This window comes from Paraburkholderia fynbosensis (assembly GCF_902859935.1).
GTDB classification, from domain to species: Bacteria; Pseudomonadota; Gammaproteobacteria; order Burkholderiales; family Burkholderiaceae; genus Paraburkholderia; species Paraburkholderia fynbosensis.
The window spans coordinates 151,678-170,174 of the sequence record NZ_CADIKI010000009.1 but is presented as its reverse complement, the minus strand read 5'-3'; the positions used below and the strand labels follow the sequence as shown (position 1 = coordinate 170,174).

Sequence of the window (18,497 nt, the reverse complement as noted above, 5' to 3'; positions counted from 1 at the left end):
GTGTGCGCTCCCGCTCAGCCGTCCGGTGCGATGCGATGGCGAACGATGCCGCGAATCAGCGCGGCGTCTTCCGGGCTCACCTTCGCGTAGATGGCCGGCGCGGCGGCGCGTTCGGGGTCGCCGGTGCGCAGCCTCAGCTCGGCCCAGTCGAGCAGGCGCCGCGTCGAGAACGCGCTCGACAGGTCCTCACGGGCGAACGCCGCGCGGCAGTCGGCGGCGATCGCGGCGAGCGTCGTGGCGAGTGCGCGCGTCATATTCGGCGCTAGCGTTCGCATCAGCACGTCGGCTTCTTCGGCGGGCGTCAGATAGTCGAGCAGGTACACACGCCAGCGATCGAGAAACGCCTCGTTCATCAGATTCGCGCCCTGATACAGATGACGGAACTGACTCATCGCGCCCACTGCGTTCGCGGTCGCGAAGAGCCGGAACGACGGATGCGGCGCGACGATCTCGTTGCCTTTCTCCTTCAGCACGAGGCGGCCGTGCGGTTCGAGCACCGCGGTGAGGGCGGCGAGAATCGACGGCTCGGCAAAATCGATTTCGTCGACGATCAGCCACAGGCCTTCGCGCATCGCCGTGGGCAGCACGCCGTCGACCCACAAGGTCTCGCCGCCCTTGACAGTCCAAAAGCCGACGAAGTCGCCGACGGTGGTCTGCCCGTTCATGTTCGAGCGCAGCACGCCGTGGTGCGAGCGTGCCGCGACCTGTTCGATCAGGCTGGTTTTGCCCGCGCCGGTGTGGCCGATCAGCATCACGCGGCGATTCTCGGCAATGTCTTCGACGATGTCGTTAAAGCGCGCCGCGAACAGATACGCGGGATTGACCGGCGGCACCAGCGCACCGCCGACGCCGCACGGCACCTCGACCTCGGCAATACGCACGGTCTCGCCGGTGCCTTCGCGCGGCCTTCGCTTCGCCGCCGACATCAGCGCCGCGACCCGCTGCAACTCCGGCATGAAGGAGATGCGCGCATTCGCAGCGCGATCGTTCGGGGTATCGTCCGCGTCGATCGCGAAGCCTTCACGACGCCATTTCTTCAACTTCGCGCGCAGATTTTCCTCGTCGACCACCAGATCGATATCCACCGTGCCCGCGCCGCGCGCATCGGCGGAACCATGTTCGAGGCGATAGGTTTCGGGCCGGTCGGCCACGCTGACGCGCCACCATTCCACGCCGGTTTCCGTCGCGCGTTGATAGAGGCCAAGGTGTTCGTCCTCATTGTCGTATCCAGTCAGTTCGGGCGCGTCGTCCATGGCATAGAGGAAGGGTCGATAAACGGAATTGCATTTCGATTTGGCTCAAACCGAATGACCGACTATCTTATCTTCGGCGGCTTTCGATCTCCTGCGAATTATCGTGAACGGCGCGCCAATGTGCTTGCCGGTATGCATGTCGAGTTGCGCGGCTCGCAAATATTTATTGCGTTAAACGGATAGGCTGCCCGGCGCGTATCCCCTATAGTTCCGACGCATGGCGTGTGTAGTTTGACAACATCGCAGGTGCGGCTCCGGCGTGAATTCGCGGCATGCAGCAGTTGTCCGGACAGACGGAGACACTGGAACGGTTATGCGCGCGCAGCGAAATGATGACGATGCTGCAGGCATTCCCGTTCGCGGTTCACGCAGAAAGGTGCGTCCCGCACCGGGTAGTTTTGATTCATCCGCAGCCCGCTTTGCCACCGCTTTAGCCTCTATCGCGACAGAAAAAACCACGGCAAAACAATGAGACTCTGCACCCGGTTAGTGAGCGCTCTGGCGCTGGTCAGCCCGCTGGCATATGGCCAAACCAGCGTGTCGTTATACGGCCGCCTCGACGGCGGCGTCGAATACCTGAATCACATCAACGACGGCGCGGGCGGCAGTGCAAGCCGCTGGCGCGCGGAGGGCGGCAACTGGGGCACCAGTATGCTGGGCTTGAAAGGCAACGAAGATCTTGGCGGCGGGCTCAATGCGATCTTCAACCTCGAAACTGGTTTGCAGGTGATGGACGGCACGACCAGTGGCGGGCGGTTGTGGTCGCGGCGCGCGTTCGTCGGCTTGAAGAGCGAGCAATGGGGCACGCTGCAGGCCGGGCGCAATCTGTTCATCGACAGTGACGGCGTGTGGGAATTCGATCCGTTCGTGCAGCAGGCGTTTTCATCGGCCTCGCTCGTGCGCGGACGCAACTGGCAGCAGACCAACAACAACATCGAATATAAAAGTCCGGTGTTCTGGGGCTTCGACGTGCAGGGGCAATATTCGCTCGGCAATCAGGCGGGTGCGTTCAACAGCGGCGCGCCAGGCGAATTCGGCCGCTCGGACGGCATCATGCTGACCTACCATTCGCCGCTCTTCGACGTGCGCGGCATCTACGACGAACTGCGCGACAGCAACGGCCACTTCAGCAACATATTTCAGGCGTCGCGTGAATATTTTGTCGGCGCGAACGTGCATTTCGATGCGATGAAGATTCAAGCCGCCTATACGCATTACTCGGCGCCGGACTCGCCAGCCGGCGTCGCCGACACCGCGGATCACTACTGGCTTGGCGCTACCTATAACGCGCAATCGCGCTGGGCGGTGACGGCGGGTGGCTACTACATCAAGGTCGGCGATGGCGCAGGCGACGCAGCGCACGATCCGTCCGGGCACGCGATGATGTATGTGCTCGGCACTACCTACAACCTGTCGAAGCGGACCTTCCTGTACGGCACGGTCGGCTATGTGCGCAACGGCAGCAATTCGAACTTCTCGCTCGAAGCCGCGCCGCGCGATTCGACCAGCAACACGAATCCGCTCGTCGGGGAGTCGCAAACCGGTGCTTATGTCGGCATGCTGCATCAGTTCTGATGCGGGTCAACGGCGCGTTCCCGGCGCATCGCTGCAGGTTGGGCGGCGATGCGGAGGCGGGCGGCATGGCACAAGGGGACCACGAGGCGCGCGGTTGTAAAAGGTGAATGTGCGCCTGAGCGTGCGGCTGTCAGCGGCAATCCACGGCGGTTCCTCGACATTGCGAACCATCGTTTTCGACACGCTGCCCTACCTCGAACTCCAGCCTATCGGCATCACATCGTCATCTCGCATGGCGGTGCGATGCACGCCTGCGAGTTTCACTGAGCCCTCGACCGGCAGAGCGCACCGGCGGCGGCTTCACCGGCGGATCGCCTTCAGGCTCGCGAGACGGATCGCTCGCCGGATCGTCGGGCTCCGGATCGGGATCGGTGGCCGGCGGGGACGGTGCGTCGGGCTCGATCTCGGGCGGCATCGGCGTATGCAAGCGCAGCCCGCGCACGGCGTGCACGTCACGGGCGTCACGGATCCGAATCCGGGTGCTCGATAAATTCATCGCGTTGTTCTCCAGGCCAATCACCTGCCGCTGACGCGCGCAATCCTCATGCCTCCTCTGTGGACTCCGTGCCAGGCGCGGGCTCGCGTCGCGTGGAACGGCTATTGCTCGATCCCGGCACACGCGCCGCTCTTTACACCGAAGGCGCATTGCACACGACCCATCTGGCGCACGGAACGTGCAGGAACGAGGACACCCATGGCGCGACACAAGGCCGACGTCGCTGACGATGACTTCGAGATTTTTGCGAGCTATCACGGAACAGGCGACGGCCGTTACGTAGGTGGACTGAAGGTAGTCAGAAAAGCGGACAGAAAACTTCTGTTTCCCTTCGACGGTGCCCCGGAAATTGGCCCCTACGCGACCGCCGAGGAGGCGCGGCGGGCCGCGATCGACTATGGGCGGCAGATTGTGGCGGCTGATCGCGCGGCGCCGGAAAAGTGAGGGCGCATTGATCGCAGATGGCCGTTGGCGCCACCGCCAGGGAAACGGCAGACCTCGTCACGGCTGAGCGGTTGCGTACATCCCGCAACAGCCCGCGCCTCAAGGCATGCCGCCGAGTGACGGCGAAATCGTGCTGCCACGTCCCGGATCGTCCGGATGCTCGTCGGGTAACGTGGGTTGTGCCGACAACGGCGGGTGCGAGCGATAGCAACTATCGATCGACGTATCGACGAGGCAGCGCTGGAACGCGTCCGCGTCGCTCTTTTGCGCAAACGTGTATCGCGTGCGTTCGACTTGCACTTCCGTATCGGACACACGAATTGTCGTGATTGTCATGACGTTCTCCTTTTTACAAAAACGGGCTGCGACCTGCAGCCTTGGCGACGCAACGGCTGTGCCCAACAGGCGGTGCTCGCGCGGCCGGCGCCTGCCTCGGGCGCTCAATGCGTGCGCCGCACAGAGGGACCGGATGTTGCTGCATCAAACTTATGCCCCAATTAAGGAGAGCGCCATGCCGGACACCAAACCCGCCGAAAGCCGCGATGCATCGACTGTGTCGCCGGAAACGAAGGCGCGCAACAAGCCGAGCGGCACGCACTACGTCGAGCCAAGTCCGCTCGGTATCGAGCCGGTTGAGCAAACCGGCGTGGACGAGCAAACCAATCCTCCACGTTCGAGCGAACGGCCCGCGCAAACGGCCGAAGTGCCGCTCGGCTCGGGGGCGCATGCCGAGCCTCCGGGCGGTGGCGGCCGCGAATCGCGGGGTAAAAGCTGACGCGGCGCGCACGTCGCTCGCGTTCATGCACCGCAGTCAATGTGGAAAACCGAAACGAGGAGAACTGTATGCAAGCAGATAACGAAGCAACCAACCCCGGCGACGAAGGGCCCCCCGACGTCCCCGGAGTCGGCGAAGATCTTTGCGCCGCGTGTCACGGCACGGGCAAGGTGGAGGGTAGCCGCTGCGTCGTTTGCGGTGGGACGGGCAAGGTGCTGCAAGGGATCGGCGGCGGTTGAGCGCTCACTGAGGGCATAGCGCTTCGTCAAGCGATGTATCCGGCGACACCGCACGCGGTGCGCGACGGGCACTGAGCGAACTCGCAGCGTGGTGCGGTAAAGCACGCGCGCGGCGCTCGTGTGCCAATGCATGAAAGTCCGCGCGCAGCCGTGCGCGCCGGACAGGCGCGCTTTGTGCTGCAACCATCACTTCAGGACGGACTGGCGCTGCGCGGGCCGCGAGCCATGCACTACCCGCGCGCGAGGTTCCACCACGACCACGACGGGAACCATCGGCGTCGCAAGTCTCATCAAGCACAGGAGCCAACATGTTCAATGATTCGAAACACGGATTCGACAAGGCTCAGACCCGGTACGAAGTGTTCATGCTCGAGCCGCACGATTGGGTGCCGAACAACCGCAAGCTGCCGGTCGTGGTTTACCGCCAAGCATTGGCGCCGGACAGCGGCAATCTGGCCGATGCGTTCGAAATGCTGTTCGAGCGTAACGACTGGCCGCCGCAGTGGCGCGACGGCATTTTCGATTACCACCATTTCCACGCGACCGCGCACGAAGTTCTTGGCGTATGCGGTGGATCGGCTCAGGTGATCGTCGGCGGGCCGGGCGGTAAATTGGTGACGATATCGGCGGGCGATGCGCTGTTGCTGCCGGCCGGCACCGGTCATTGTCTGCAATCGTTCGAGCGGCATTTTCAGGTGGTGGCCGGGTATCCGGACGGGCAGCAGTGGGACATTCGTCGCGAAGCGCTGTCGCCGGAAGAACGCTGGACAATGGAAGCATTGCCGTTCCCGCCGCTTGATCCGATCGACGGCAAGCAGGGACCGCTAGTCGAACACTGGCTGCATGCGGCTTGAGGGCCGATGCCGATACGAAGGGCTGCGCGCGTTGCGCTTTCAGTAACCGTTTTGCTGCGCCTGCGCCTGCGCTTGCGCCGTGAGGCAAAGCGCGCATGCCGTCGACAACACGCGCGATCAACGAGCCGCCCTCGCAAGCCCTCTGAAAGATCCGCCGCCTGCCGCGCAACCGCATACTCGAGCCCGCATGTAAAGCCCCGTGCAGAGTTGCGCACATCGGCGCATCATCGGTAGGCCTCGCTGCGGTTCCTCATGCGTCATCCTGTTCCATCCCCACGGTTCGCCGGCACGCTCGATCAGTGCGTCGCGGCCTTCTTCCTAACCGCCGAACAAGGAGTGTTCCATGCAAAACGATCCCGCCCTCGATCAGCTGTGCATCAACACGATCCGCACGCTGTCGATGGACGCTGTGCAGAAGGCCAATTCCGGGCATCCCGGCACGCCGATGGCACTGGCCCCCGTTGCCTATCATCTGTGGCAGAACCATTTGCGCTACGACCCGGATGAGCCGCTGTGGCCGAATCGCGACCGCTTCGTGCTGTCGGTCGGACATGCGTCGATGCTGCTGTATTCGCTGCTGCATCTGGCGAGCGTCAAGGCCGTGGACCACGACGGCAAGCCGAGCGGCGCGCCCGCCGTTTCGCTCGACGACATTGAGCATTTCCGCCAGATCGACAGCAGGACGCCGGGCCATCCCGAGTTCCGGATGACGACAGGCGTCGAAACCACTACCGGTCCCCTCGGCCAGGGGCTCGGCAACAGCGTCGGCATGGCGATGGCCGCGCGCTGGCACGAGAGTCACTTCAACCAGCCGGATGCGCCGCTATTCGACTACCGTGTCTATGCGCTGTGCGGCGATGGCGACATGATGGAAGGCATCTCGCATGAAGCGGCGTCGCTGGCCGGTCATCTGAAACTGTCGAACCTGATCTGGATTTACGACAGCAACCGCGTGACGATCGAAGGTCACACCGACCTTGCATATAGCGACGACGTGGAAAGCCGCTTTCGCGGCTACAACTGGCACACGCTGCATGTGGACGACGCGAACGACGCCGCCGCGCTCGAAGCGGCCTTCGTCGAAGCGAAGAGCATCACCGACAGGCCCACGCTGATCGTGGTCCACAGCATCATCGGCTGGGGCGCGCCGCACAAGCAGGACACGTCGGCGGCGCACGGCGAGGCGCTCGGCGTCGAGGAAGTCGCGCTCGCGAAGAAAGCCTACGGCTGGCCAGAGGACAAATTCTTCTACGTGCCCGACGGCGTGCACGAACGTTTCGCCGCGGGCATCGGTGCGCGCGGCAAGGCGGCGCGTGCCGAATGGCAGGCGAAGTACGACGCGTACAGGAACAAGTATCCGGACCTCGCGCGCGAATTCGCGCAGATGGAAGCACATGAATTGCCGGCGGGTTGGGACAGCGACATCCCGGCTTTCGACGCGGACCCGAAGGGTGTCGCGTCACGCGAATCGTCGGGCAAGGTGCTCAACGCGATCGCCGCGCGCGTTCCGTGGATGATCGGCGGCGCGGCGGATCTCTCGCCGTCCACCAAAACCAATCTGAAATTCGAAGGCGCGGGCAGTTTCGAAGCCGATAACTACGGCGGCCGCAATCTGCATTTCGGCATTCGCGAACATGGGATGGGCGCGGTGGTGAACGGGCTCGCGTTGTCGAACCTGCGGCCATACGGCTCGACCTTTCTGATTTTCAGCGACTACATGAAGCCGCCGATCCGTCTCTCAGCGATCATGGAAGTGCCGGCCATTTACGTGTTCACGCATGATTCGATCGGCGTCGGCGAAGACGGTCCGACGCATCAGCCGATCGAACAACTGGCATCGCTGCGCGGTGTGCCGGGGCTGACCGTGTTGCGTCCGGGCGATGCGAACGAAGTCGCCGAAGCATGGCGCGTGGCGCTGTCCGATCCGAAGCGGCCCGCGTGCATCGTGGTGTCGCGTCAGCCGTTGCCGACGCTCGACCGCAGCCGCTATGCCGCCGCAAGCGGCGTGCGCAAGGGCGCTTACGTGCTTGCCGATGCGCCCGCCGGGCAGAAGCCGCAGGTGATCCTGATAGCGACGGGCAGCGAACTGTCGCTGTGCGTCGACGCGTACGAGAAGCTCAAAGGCGAAGGTATCGCGGCGCGCGTGGTGTCGATGCCGTCGTGGGACGTGTTCGAGCGTCAGGACGAGGCGTATCAGGAGTCGGTGCTGCCAGCCGACGTGGACGCCCGGGTGGCCGTCGAACAGGCGGCCACGCTCGGCTGGGATCGCTATGTCGGCAGGCTCGGCGCGCAGGTGGTGATGCATACGTTCGGCGCCTCCGCGCCGCTTGCCGACCTGAAGAAGAAATTCGGCTTTACGCCGGAGAAGGTGTACGAGGCGGCGAAGCAGCAGATTGCGCGGGTCCAGTCGAAGCGGGGTTCGGCGTAACGTGCGAGCGGGTGCGTGAAGCGGGATGAGTGGAGAGAAGAACCGGCGGTGTGCTAACCGACCAACCGCCGGTTCTTTATGTTGCAGCCGCCCGCAGCCGCACTTTCCCTATCGCGCGCTCAAGTCCACGACCCGCTATCCATTCGACACCCCGTCAATTCGCCGGAATCGTCACCACCGGCGCTTTACTGCTCGTATCGGCTTCTGCGAGCGCCATCAAATTCTGCACGACCGTGAACGCATATTTCGAGTCGAAGTCGTTACGCTCGACCCAATACATCGACGAGCCATAGGCGATCGTCACATAGGCATTGCCGGGCGCGTTCTTGCCGGAGTGGATGATGATCGTCGGCCGGGTCTCGCCGCCGATCAGCCCGACGGTCGGCTTGGTCGAGCCGTCGCTGATACGCTCGAGCGGCACCTGCACCTGCGCGCCGAGATCGGTCAGGATGCCGAGCACCGAGCGCGTCACCATCGGAATGCGGTCTCCCTTTTGCGAGGTCGACGACGGCCCGTAGACGATCTGATAGGTGCGCGTATTCGACGACAGGCGCAGCAGCTTGCGCACGCGCGCCACGTCCGCGGCGGTTTGCGACGACTCACCGCTGGTGGTCGCGCCAATCACGAGGAACACGCCCATCGGGCCGCTCTTGCCGTCCTTGCCTTCCGCCTGACGCGACTCGACGTTCAGTTCGCCCGCCAGTTGCAAACGCCGCAGGGCCTGCAGCAATTCGAAGAAGCCCGGCGCGCCTGCACTGTTCTCGCCGCCGAGCGCGTTGCCGTTCTGCAGTCCGCCCACCGACTGGGCGGTGATGCGCAACAGCAGATCGATCGGAATGCCGCCTTCGGCAAGCGGCAGTACCAGCGCCGGTGCGAGCGGCCTGATGTACGCGGAGGCGAACGCTTCGCCGGTGGTCGGCGTGAAGGTGAAGGTCGGGTGGTTCGAATAGGAGACGCTGCCGCTCGCAAGCGCATAGTTCGGCATGCTGCCGGAACCGGCGTTGGCGGTGGCGCCGCCGGTGGTGTCGAACGTATAGGCGGCGATGATGTTGCTGACGGTCAGAAAGGCCGGCGCGTCGCCGTAACGCAGGCCGATTACGGCCGCAAGTATCGTGCGTTTCTTCGCATCGCCGAGCGCTCGCGCGTAGTCGACCTGGTCGGCCTTGAGGCGGGCGGGTCCGATGTGCACGCACGCGCAAGTGAGGCACGCGGCGCACAGCGCAACGGCGACGGAAGCTGATCTGATCATGGCGACGAGAAAGGCGGACGGCAATCCGCTGAAGAATGGACCCGCAACGGCGGTAGCAGGTCGCATTCCAGCGTCAGCGGCGCACGGCGCCGACTTTGCGTTCGAGCCGTTGAACAGGCGGTTCGCGCTCGCATACGGCGCATGAGGTGCCGCGCAGGAGTTGCCGCCGGTGTGCAAGATTTGCACGAATGCGCTTCGGATACATCGTCGTGTCCGCTAAGGACACCACTTCCGATGCCGAACGTAGGGCGCGCGGATTCAAATAAAAGAGCGGTGCGCGACGCTTACGAATAATCACGCCGCATATCCGCAGCAGTCGACGATTGAGCACACGGGCCGATGGATCGACAGTGACTGTCACGCGCGATCTTCAGTGGAAGCCGTCAGGGCCGTTGATCACACCGGCCTATCACCCGCAATTCCGGAAAATGGTGCGCGCGGTGAAGCGGCGTTTGAGAGCGCAACTGGTGTATCAGGCGCGAAGCGGCCGGCTTTCGCGTCATCGCATCAAGACCCGATCGCGTCGTTCGTCGCGGCGTGATCGCCACCTTCAAGCGTGCTGTGATACGTGCGCGACTGCATTTGCGCAAGCCGGCTCAGCGTGCGCGACAGATCATGCGCGCCTTCGAGTCCGCTGAGCGCCGCCGCGAGCGGCTGATCGGACGCGACGAACAGCGCGCGTTTGCGGTCGTAGAAAATATCGATCAGCCAGACGAGCCGCTGCAGCGTATGCGCCTGCGTGAGCCGCGAGGTGTGCAGATTGTCGAGAATCAGGCCGCGCCATTGCTCGGCGAGGTCCAGATAGTCGAGGTGCGAGCGGCTCGCCACGCACAGCGCGTCGAAGTCCGCCCACAGCAGCGCCGCGCCCGCCGCGCGTGCCGCGAGCGGCCGGCCCGCTGCGCTCAGCGTGACCGGCTCGACAGTTCGATTGCCTTCGTGGTGTGTGAAAATGCGCCGCAGCGCGTGCTGGCTCGTCGTGTCGAGCGGCGCGAAAAAACGCGGCACCTCGGCCTCTTCTCCACCGAAGCGGTAGTCGCGCGCGCCGTCGAAATGAATCACCGTGAAGCAGCGTTCGATCTGTGCGATGGTCGGCAGGAAACGCTCGTGAAACTCGGGGTCGGGCAGCAACGCGTTGGGCGCGTAGTTCGACGTGAGCACGATGCGTGTGCCCTGGGCGATCGCGGTATCAAGAAAGCGGCCCATCAGGAACGCGTCGGCGATGTCGTGCACGTGGAATTCGTCGAAACACAGCAACTCGACGCCGTCGAGCCATTGCCGCGATACCGAGCCGAGGCGGTCGCCGCCGCGCGGTTCGCTGACGAGCCGCCGGTTCATCTCACGCAAAAATTCGTGGAAATGCAGTCGCCGCTTGCGGCAGTTCGCCAACTCGAATGCCGTATCGACGACGAGACTCTTGCCGCGTCCGGGCAGTCCGTAGCAATAGACGCCTTGTGATGCCGATGCACCGCCGGCCTTCGCTTGCCGTGCTCGCTGAGTGCCGGCTAATGAGACGAGTGCCGCAATCGCGTCGCGCTGGCGAGCGTCGGGCGTGATGCCGCGAGCGGCCAGCTTGCATGTGATCCGGGCTTCGTCAAGCATGGGCGAGGGTGCCGGTGCGCAGCGCGGCTATCGGCGCGGACATCCGCGTGGCGGCGGGTGATCGAAAAACTGCGGCGATGTCGTTGAGCATGACGTGACGGCGGGCAATGAGCGCGCCATTTTAGCAGTCATGTCCGCAGACGCCTGCCGCCCTCAAACCTGCTGCCGGCTCAACACGCGCTGTAATTCGCGCGGATCGACCGGCTTCGTGAAGTGATGATCGAAGCCGGCGTCGATGGCAGTCTGCTTGTCCTGCTGCTGTCCCCAACCGGTGACGGCAATCAGCAGAATGCCGGCCTCGTGGTGATCGTGCCGCACGCGCCGCGCCACTTCATAACCGTTCAGGAGCGGCAAACCGATATCGAGAATCACCGCTTGCGGCGCGAATCCGGCGATCAACGCCAGACCGGCGATACCGTCGCCCGCGGTGCGCACTTCGTGGCCTTCGAGTTCGAGCACCATCGCGAGGCTGTCGGCAGCATCGGCGTTGTCGTCGACGATGACGACGCGCATGCCGGCCGCGTGCGTGGTTTCGGGCGCGGGCTTGTCGGCGGCCGCCGCCGCGGCTGTCGATAGCGGCAGCCGGATCATGAACTCGCTGCCCGTGCCCGGCCCGGCGCTGAATGCCGCGACGCTGCCGCCATGCAATTGCGCGAGTCCGCGCACCAGCGCGAGGCCGATGCCGAGACCGCCTTGCGAACGGTCCAGCGCGGGCGCCAGTTGCGAGAACATTTCGAACACGCTGTTCAGGTGTTCGCGCGCAATGCCGATGCCGGAATCTCGCACGACGATCACGGCTTCATTGCCTTCGCGCTCGGCCGCGAGCGAGATGTTGCCGCCGGCCGGCGTGTATTTGGCTGCGTTGTTCAGCAGGTTCAGGATCATTTGCGATAGACGGGTCGGGTCGGCGTCGAGATAGAGCGGCTCGCGCGGCAACGTCACGCTCAAGTGGTGCGACAACGCGTGCACGGTAGGGCGCGCCGCTTCCATCGCGGACTGCATCGCGCGCGAGAGTTCGAGCCGCTGCTTGCGCAGTTCGAGCTTGCCTTGCGTGATGCGCGACACTTCCAGCAGATCGTCGACCAGATGCGTCATGTGCTGCAATTGCCGGTCGAACACGTCGCGCGACCAGCTCAATTGCGGATCGGCGAATTCCTTCAGGCGCAGAATTTCGAGCACGTTGCGCATGGGCGCGAGCGGGTTGCGCAGTTCGTGCGCGAGCGTGGCGAGGAATTCGTCCTTGCGCCGGTCAGCCTTCGAGAGTTCGAGATTGAGCCGCTGTAGTTGCCGCTCGGCGCGCCGGCGCTCGGTGATGTCACGGCTCACGCAGACCGCGCCGTAGACGTCGCCGCGCGCGTTCGCGAGCGGCTTGACGACGGTGTCGCACACGCCGCGCGTGCCGTCGCCCCGCACGAAGGTGAGTTCGCCGCGCCACGTACCGTCGGCGGCGAGTGCGGCGAGCGCTTCGCGGCGGATGCGCAGCGCGTCTTCCGGCGGATGGAAGATGGCGATGGGCTTGCCGAGAATCTCGCGCGTGCGATAACCGAGCATGCGCTCGCCGCCGACGTTGAAGTCGGTGATATTGCCGCGCAGATCGGTGATGACGATCGCGTCGCTCAGATGCTCGAAGATCGCGGCCTGGCGCAGCAGCACGGTTTGCGCTTCCTTGCGCTCGGTGATGTCGAGGCCGAGCCCGTAGATCGTCAGCGGTTCGCCGTTGCGGTCGTAGGTGGCGCGCCCGCGGCCTTCCATCCAGCACCACTCGCCGCTCGCGTGCATGAAGCGGAATTCGGCGACGTAGTCGTCCGCGCTCGCCACCGCCTGATCGACGGCTTCGTTGAGTCCGGCCAGGTCGCCCGGATGGATCAGTTCGAAAAAGCCGCCGGCCATGTCCGCGAAACGGCCTTCGGCGTAACCGGCGAGTGCTTCCAGTTCGCGACTCCACCAGAACTTGCCCGACTTCGGCTCGTGCGACCACGCACCCATGCGCGCGCCGCGCATCGCGAGACTGAGCACGTCGCGGCTTTCCTGCAGGGCTTTCTGCGCCAGTTGATGCGCGGCCACCGACGCCTCGGCATTGCGCCGCGCGAGCAGCAGTTCCTGTTCGTACTTATGACGATCCGCGACGATCAGCACCGCCACTTCGAAGTAGCTCGTCTCGCCATGACGGCGGCTCACCGCGTTGAGCAGCATCGGCACCGTCTGGCCGTCGCGGTGGATCATGCTCAGCTTGACTTCGGCTACCGAGCCTTGCATATGCAGCAGCGGCGCCCAATGGGTCTGATAGAACACCTTGCCGCCCGCGCTCAGGAGATCCTGAATGTGCTTGACACCCGCGAGTTCCGTCGCGCTATAGCCGAGCCAGCCGCAGAAAGTCGCGTTGACGCGTTGTATACGGCCGTTGGCGTCGGTCACGAGCAGGCCGCACGCGGCGTGCTCGTAGAGCGTGTCGGCTGACGGCTGCAGGTGGTCCGTGCTGTGCATCGCGTTACAGGCTCAGCGGCTCGAGAAAGGCGCTCACGGCCGCCGAACTGGCGCTGGGCGAACTGAGATGCGGACAGTGGCCGACGTTCTCGATCACATGTAGCGTGCTGCGCGGCATCACCCGGTGCATGTATTCGCCGACCGCCTGCGGCGCGATGATGTCGTCGCTGCATTGCAGGATCAGCGTGGGCGCGGTGCTGCGCGGGAGCAGCGCGCGGTGATCGGACAGAAACGTGACGCGTGCGAATTGCTGCGCGATTTCCGGGTCCGTGCGGCAGAAACTGTTGGTCAGTTCGATGCCGAGCTCCGGTTGCTCCGGCGTGCCCATGATGGCCGGCGCCATGGTGCTCGACCAGCCGAGGTAGTTGCTCTCCAGGGTGTGCAGCAGGTCGTCCATATCGTCGCGCGTGAAGCCGCCGATGTAGTCGCCGTCGTTCACATAGCAGGGCGACGGGCCGACCATCACTTGAGCGGCGAAGAGTTGCGGCGCCTTGAGGCCGGCGACGAGGCCGATCATCGCGCTCACCGAATGGCCGACGAATACGACCGGCTCGTCGGCCACTTCGCGGATGATCTCGATCAGGTCGTCGGCGTAGCCATCGAGCGAGTCGTATTTGTCGACGTTGTAAGCGGCCAGGTCGGACGAGCCGCTGCCGACGTGGTCGAACAGCACGGTCCGGTAGTCGTCTTGAAACGACGGCACGAAGTATCGCCACATGGTCTGGTCGCAGCCGAAGCCGTGCGCGAGCACAATGATCCGTTTGCCGTGACCCGAAATATGTACGTTGTTGCGCTGGATGATGCTCATTGTCGAGTCCTGAGGTCTGCGGGGAATGGCGCGGCGAAGGAGCCTGCGATGGCGCCGGGCCCAGATCCACGGATGTTACCGCAGTCTCGCCGTCAGACCCAGTGTGAAAGGCGTCGCGGATGCGTTTCGCGGCGCCCTGCAAGCGGTGCTCCGGGTTGAGGGGCGCGGACTCAACCGGTTTCGATTGTCGGCTGCCGCGCCTCGATCGGTTCGCGACCGAATCGTTCGTATTGCGAAATCACCTGAGCGCCGAACAACAGAAGTGTAGCCAGCCATTCGAGGCTGAGCAGCAGCACGATCGCCATGGTCAGCGACCCGTATACCACGCTGACCTGAGACAGTGTCGCGAAGTACCAGACCAGCACGTGCCGCGTAATTTCCCACAATATGGCGGCGACCACGCCGCCTAGCAGCGCGTGTTTGACCGAAGGCCGCCCGACTGGCATGACCAGATAGATCGACGTCAGCACGAAAATCTCGCCGGCGAGTCCGAGAAGATACAGCGCCACCCGCGATGGTCCCTGCAACGAGACATGCAGGCCCAACAATTCGATGCCCTCGGCGCCGAGCGTTTCCAGCGCACTCGACACGCATGTGACGATCAGCAGCCCGATGCCGAGAAACAGGATGTAGCAGTACGGCAGCAGCGCCGAGATCAGAAAGTGCCTGCGCCGGACCACGACGCGGTGAACGAAGATCAGCGACATCGCATTTTCGAGGACGGTGAAGGCGAGCGAACTGAAGAAGATCATGGTCAGCAACAGCACCCAGCCGATCACCGCGCGATGGTCGAGAAAATTCGCCAGCTCCTGCACCAGCGCATTCGACTGCCCTGGCACCAGCCATCGCAGCAGGTGGGCGAGCGACGCCAGCAGCAGGTGTTGCGGCACCACCCGTGAGAGCGCGATGACGATCAGAATCAGCAGCGGTACGATCGACAGCAAGGCGTAATACGCGACCGCGCCCGCAAGCAGCAAACCCTGGTTCGCCCGGAATGCCTTGAGCGTTTGCAGGATGAAGCGGCCGGGATGTTTCGCGATATACAGCGCGTGCGGGTCGAGAATGGTGCGCATGGGGCCTCGCGGTACGAGTCGGGCTCTGCCGGCTGGCAGCCAGTATCGACGCGCCTGCTTGCGTTATATACCGTAGGCAGGCACGCAGCGCAAACCATGCGCGCGTCGGGCGCGTGCCAGGAATGCGGTTTGCTTCGCGTTCGGGCCAACGCGCGCGACATGAGTCGACGCGCACGATGGCGCTCATTGCTCTTTTATATCAGCAAGAGACCGGCCCGCCATTCGCCGGACTTCAGGGACCGCTCGATGAACCTGCCAGAATATCAATCGAACATCGGGTTGAACGAAACGGACCTCGTCGTGGCGCGGCCGGAAGGGCTCTATTGCGAGGCCGGCGATTTTTATATCGATCCGTGGCGGCCGGTTGAGCGGGCGGTGATCACGCATGCGCATTCCGATCACGCGCATTTCGGGCATCGGCATTACCTCGCCTCGCAGGCGGGGGCGAACGTGCTGCTGTCGCGCTTGCCCGGCATCTCGCTGCAGACGCTCGCGTATGGCGAGGTGCTGGTTATCGGCGGCGCGCGCGTGTCGTTGCACCCGGCTGGGCATGTGCTGGGCTCGTCGCAAGTGCGGATCGAACACGCGGGGAGCGTGTGGGTCGCATCGGGCGACTACAAGCTCGATGCCGATCCGACCTGCGATGCGTTCGAGCCCGTGCGTTGCGATACCTTCATCACCGAATCGACCTTCGGCTTGCCGATCTATCGATGGGACGCGCCGCAAACCGTGTTTGACGGCGTCGATTCATGGTGGCGTCACAATGCGTCCGAAGGACGCGCGTCGGTACTGTTCTGCTATTCGTTCGGCAAGGCGCAGCGCGTGCTGGCGAGCGTCGATGCGGCAATCGGGCCGCTCTTCTGCCACGGCGCGGTGGAACCGCTCAATCGCGCGTATCGCGCGGCCGGTGTGCGCTTGCCGCCGGTCGGCCTCGTCGCCGAGATCCCCGCCAAAGACAAGGCGGTGTTCAGGCAGGCGTTGATCGTCGCGCCGCCTTCGGCGCAAGGCAGCGCGTGGCTCAAACGCTTCGGCGACTACAGCGACGCGTTTGCCTCAGGCTGGATGCGCTTGCGCGGCGCGCGGCGCAGACGCGGCGTCGATCGCGGTTTTGTGCTGTCGGATCATGCGGACTGGCCGAGCCTGCAAACCGCGATTCAAGCGACCGGCGCGCCACGCGTGATCGTCACTCATGGTTCGGTCGAGCCGATGGTGCGATGGTTGCGCGAGCAGGGCCTCGAAGCGGGCGCGTTCGACACGCAATACGGCGACGACAGTGTCGAGGCCGATGCCGCGGGCGCTGACGAAACCGCCGCGGCGAGCAGCCCATGAAACGCTTCGCCGCCCTCTACACCGCGCTCGATGCCACCACGTCCACGCATGACAAGCTCGAAGCGCTGACCAGCTACTTCGCCGTGGCCGATCCGGAAGACGCCGCCTGGGCGTCGTATTTCCTCGCTGGCGGCAAGCCGCGTCAGTCGGTCCCGACGCGCCTTCTGAGCGAGATTGCCCGCGAGCGCGCCGGCTTGCCGCCATGGTTGTTCGAGGAGTCGTATCACGCGGTGGGCGACCTGGCGGAGACCATCGCGCATATCCTGCCGCCCGCGCAACGCACGTCGGAGCTGGGCCTCACGCAATGGATCGAACAGCGCGTGCTGACCTTGCGGGGCGTCGCGCCGGAAGAGTTGCGCACGCGCCTGCTCAGCTACTGGGATGAACTCGACTGGGGCGGCCGCTTTCTGCTGACCAAACTGATCGGCGGCGGATTCCGGGTCGGCGTCGCGCGGCAACTGGTGGTCAGGGCGCTCGCGGAAGTGGCGGGCGTCGATCACAAACGGATCGCGCAACGCATGGTCGGCTGGACCGATTCGCAGCAGAAGCCGGACGCGGCGCGTTATCTGCGACTCATCGCGCCGGAAGCGGGCAGTGGCGATCAGCACGACGCGCAACCAAGCGAGCATGCGCTCGCGCAGCGCGACAGTGATCTCGGCTTGCCGTATCCGTTCTTTCTCGCCCATCCGTTGCAGGCCGATCCGGCGACGCTCGGCGATCCGTCGCAGTGGTTGATCGAATGGAAATGGGACGGCATTCGCGCGCAACTCGTCAAACGCGGTGGGCATGTCTGGTTATGGTCGCGCGGCGAGGATCTGATCACCGATCGCTTTCCCGAAGTCGCGGCATTGGGAGAAGCATTGCCGGACGGTTATGTGATCGACGGCGAAATTCTCGCGTGGGAGCCGGGCGCCATCGCGCCGTTGCCGTTCGCGCGTCTGCAACCGCGCATCGCTCGTAAAACGCTGACGAAGAAAGTACTCGCGGATTCGCCCGCCACGTTGCTCGCTTACGATCTGCTCGAAGCGCAAGGCGAGGACTTGCGCATGACCCCGCTCGCGCAGCGGCGTGCGCGACTCGATGCATTGGCCGCTACCGTCGACGGCACGCTCGCGCGCGATCTGTTGCGGGTGTCGCCCCTCGTCAGCGCGCCGGACTGGCAGACGCTCGCGGCGTTGCGTGAGGAAAGCCGCGCACGCGGCGTTGAAGGGTTGATGGTGAAGGAGCGCGAATCGATGTACGGCGTGGGCCGCACCAAGGCATCGGGTACATGGTGGAAATGGAAAGTCGATCCTTATGCGGTCGATGCAGTGCTGGTTTATGCGCAACGCGGTCACGGCCGCCGTGCAAGTCTTTACACCGACTTCACGTTCGCGGTGTGGGACGAAGCGAATGGCGTGCGCACTCTCGTGCCATTCGCCAAGGCTTACTCGGGTCTCACCGACGAAGAGATGCGCAAGGTCGATGCCATTGTCCGAAAGACCACCATCGAAAAGTTTGGCCCGGTGCGTAGCGTGACGCCTACGCTCGTATTCGAAATCGGCTTTGAAGGAATTCAGGCAAGTTCGCGCCACAAGTCCGGCGTGGCGGTGCGTTTTCCGCGCATGCTGCGCTGGCGTACCGATAAACAGATCGACGATGCCGATACGTTGAGCATGCTCAAAGGCTTCATCGACGATCGTGCGGGATAACCCGCTGAGCGCAAACCCCTAAAACGCTGCTGCTTTTTCGGCGCGCTTCCTCGCTTATTCTGTGTGTATGCCGACGCTGCCGCTGTGAGCTACAAGCACACAGCGATTTATCGTAGAGGCAGCAGCGTCGCATTCAGCCAAAAAAATCAAACGGCAGAAGAAGTGTCGTGTGATGCACGCGCCATGGGCGGCATGCACGA

General features: G+C 64.2%; 18 protein-coding genes. 9 read left to right on the top strand and 9 right to left on the bottom strand.

Annotated elements, in window-relative coordinates; genetic code table 11:
- Positions 1–14: 14 nt before the first annotated feature.
- Positions 15–1,253: an AAA family ATPase gene (locus tag HV770_RS17005; protein ID WP_175161392.1), complete on the bottom strand. Its 1,239-nt coding sequence runs from the start codon at positions 1,251–1,253 to the stop codon at positions 15–17.
- Positions 1,254–1,307: 54 nt separating this feature from the next.
- Here HV770_RS17005 and HV770_RS39435 point away from each other — a divergent pair, with 54 nt between their 5' ends.
- Together HV770_RS39435 and HV770_RS17000 are read left to right on the top strand one after the other, a co-directional pair.
- The gene (locus HV770_RS39435) at positions 1,308–1,436 is read left to right on the top strand and encodes a hypothetical protein (protein WP_281366222.1); all 129 of its coding nucleotides are present in this window, start codon (positions 1,308–1,310) and stop codon (positions 1,434–1,436) included.
- Between the two features lie 285 nt (positions 1,437–1,721).
- Positions 1,722–2,828, top strand: a complete 1,107-nt coding sequence (locus HV770_RS17000; protein WP_175161391.1) for a porin — start codon at positions 1,722–1,724, stop codon at positions 2,826–2,828.
- A gap of 223 nt (positions 2,829–3,051) precedes the next feature.
- Here HV770_RS17000 and HV770_RS16995 read toward each other — a convergent pair whose 3' ends face one another.
- The gene (locus HV770_RS16995; protein WP_246290956.1) at positions 3,052–3,324 is read right to left on the bottom strand and encodes a hypothetical protein; all 273 of its coding nucleotides are present in this window, start codon (positions 3,322–3,324) and stop codon (positions 3,052–3,054) included.
- A 198-nt stretch (positions 3,325–3,522) separates the two neighbouring features.
- Here HV770_RS16995 and HV770_RS16990 point away from each other — a divergent pair, with 198 nt between their 5' ends.
- Positions 3,523–3,768, top strand: a complete 246-nt coding sequence (locus HV770_RS16990; protein ID WP_175161390.1) for a DUF6723 family protein — start codon at positions 3,523–3,525, stop codon at positions 3,766–3,768.
- A gap of 99 nt (positions 3,769–3,867) precedes the next feature.
- On the opposite strand, the gene HV770_RS16985 is transcribed toward HV770_RS16990, so the two are convergent.
- Entirely contained in the window at positions 3,868–4,104 is a 237-nt protein-coding gene (locus HV770_RS16985) for a hypothetical protein (protein ID WP_175161389.1), read from the bottom strand.
- Positions 4,105–4,279: 175 nt separating this feature from the next.
- Between HV770_RS16985 and HV770_RS16980 the strand changes: the two genes are divergently transcribed.
- The 4 genes from HV770_RS16980 (at position 4,280) to tkt (ending at position 8,064) form a co-directional block, all read left to right on the top strand.
- A complete protein-coding gene (locus HV770_RS16980) occupies positions 4,280–4,543 on the top strand; it encodes a hypothetical protein (protein WP_175161388.1) in 264 nt (87 codons plus the stop codon).
- A 68-nt stretch (positions 4,544–4,611) separates the two neighbouring features.
- Positions 4,612–4,782: a hypothetical protein gene (locus tag HV770_RS16975; RefSeq protein WP_175161387.1), complete on the top strand. Its 171-nt coding sequence runs from the start codon at positions 4,612–4,614 to the stop codon at positions 4,780–4,782.
- A gap of 308 nt (positions 4,783–5,090) precedes the next feature.
- Positions 5,091–5,636: a cupin gene (locus HV770_RS16970; protein ID WP_175161386.1), complete on the top strand. Its 546-nt coding sequence runs from the start codon at positions 5,091–5,093 to the stop codon at positions 5,634–5,636.
- A 343-nt stretch (positions 5,637–5,979) separates the two neighbouring features.
- Positions 5,980–8,064, top strand: coding sequence for a transketolase (gene tkt / locus HV770_RS16965; protein WP_175161385.1), 2,085 nt, complete (start codon positions 5,980–5,982; stop codon positions 8,062–8,064).
- 154 nt (positions 8,065–8,218) lie between these two features.
- On the opposite strand, the gene HV770_RS16960 is transcribed toward tkt, so the two are convergent.
- The 6 genes from HV770_RS16960 to HV770_RS16935 form a co-directional block, all read right to left on the bottom strand.
- A complete protein-coding gene (locus HV770_RS16960) occupies positions 8,219–9,313 on the bottom strand; it encodes a hypothetical protein (protein WP_175161606.1) in 1,095 nt (364 codons plus the stop codon).
- Positions 9,314–9,386: 73 nt separating this feature from the next.
- Positions 9,387–9,674 (bottom strand): hypothetical protein, encoded by a 288-nt coding sequence (locus tag HV770_RS16955; protein ID WP_175161383.1) that lies wholly within the window; start codon positions 9,672–9,674, stop codon positions 9,387–9,389.
- Positions 9,675–9,820: 146 nt separating this feature from the next.
- Positions 9,821–10,912 (bottom strand): cell division protein ZapE, encoded by a 1,092-nt coding sequence (zapE, locus tag HV770_RS16950; protein WP_175161382.1) that lies wholly within the window; start codon positions 10,910–10,912, stop codon positions 9,821–9,823.
- A gap of 153 nt (positions 10,913–11,065) precedes the next feature.
- Complete coding sequence (locus HV770_RS16945) at positions 11,066–13,396, bottom strand: hybrid sensor histidine kinase/response regulator (protein ID WP_175161379.1); 2,331 nt, start codon at positions 13,394–13,396, stop codon at positions 11,066–11,068.
- 4 nt (positions 13,397–13,400) lie between these two features.
- Positions 13,401–14,204: an alpha/beta fold hydrolase gene (locus HV770_RS16940; RefSeq protein WP_175161378.1), complete on the bottom strand. Its 804-nt coding sequence runs from the start codon at positions 14,202–14,204 to the stop codon at positions 13,401–13,403.
- Positions 14,205–14,374: 170 nt separating this feature from the next.
- Positions 14,375–15,277: a YihY/virulence factor BrkB family protein gene (locus HV770_RS16935; RefSeq protein WP_175161377.1), complete on the bottom strand. Its 903-nt coding sequence runs from the start codon at positions 15,275–15,277 to the stop codon at positions 14,375–14,377.
- A 246-nt stretch (positions 15,278–15,523) separates the two neighbouring features.
- On the opposite strand from HV770_RS16935, the gene HV770_RS16930 reads away from it, so the two are divergent.
- Positions 15,524–16,606, top strand: coding sequence for a ligase-associated DNA damage response exonuclease (locus HV770_RS16930; protein ID WP_175161376.1), 1,083 nt, complete (start codon positions 15,524–15,526; stop codon positions 16,604–16,606).
- On the top strand, positions 16,603–18,297 hold the full coding sequence (locus HV770_RS16925; RefSeq protein ID WP_175161375.1) for an ATP-dependent DNA ligase: 1,695 nt from the start codon (positions 16,603–16,605) through the stop codon (positions 18,295–18,297). Before HV770_RS16930 ends, HV770_RS16925 begins: the two co-directional genes overlap by 4 nt.
- Positions 18,298–18,497 lie beyond the last annotated feature (200 nt).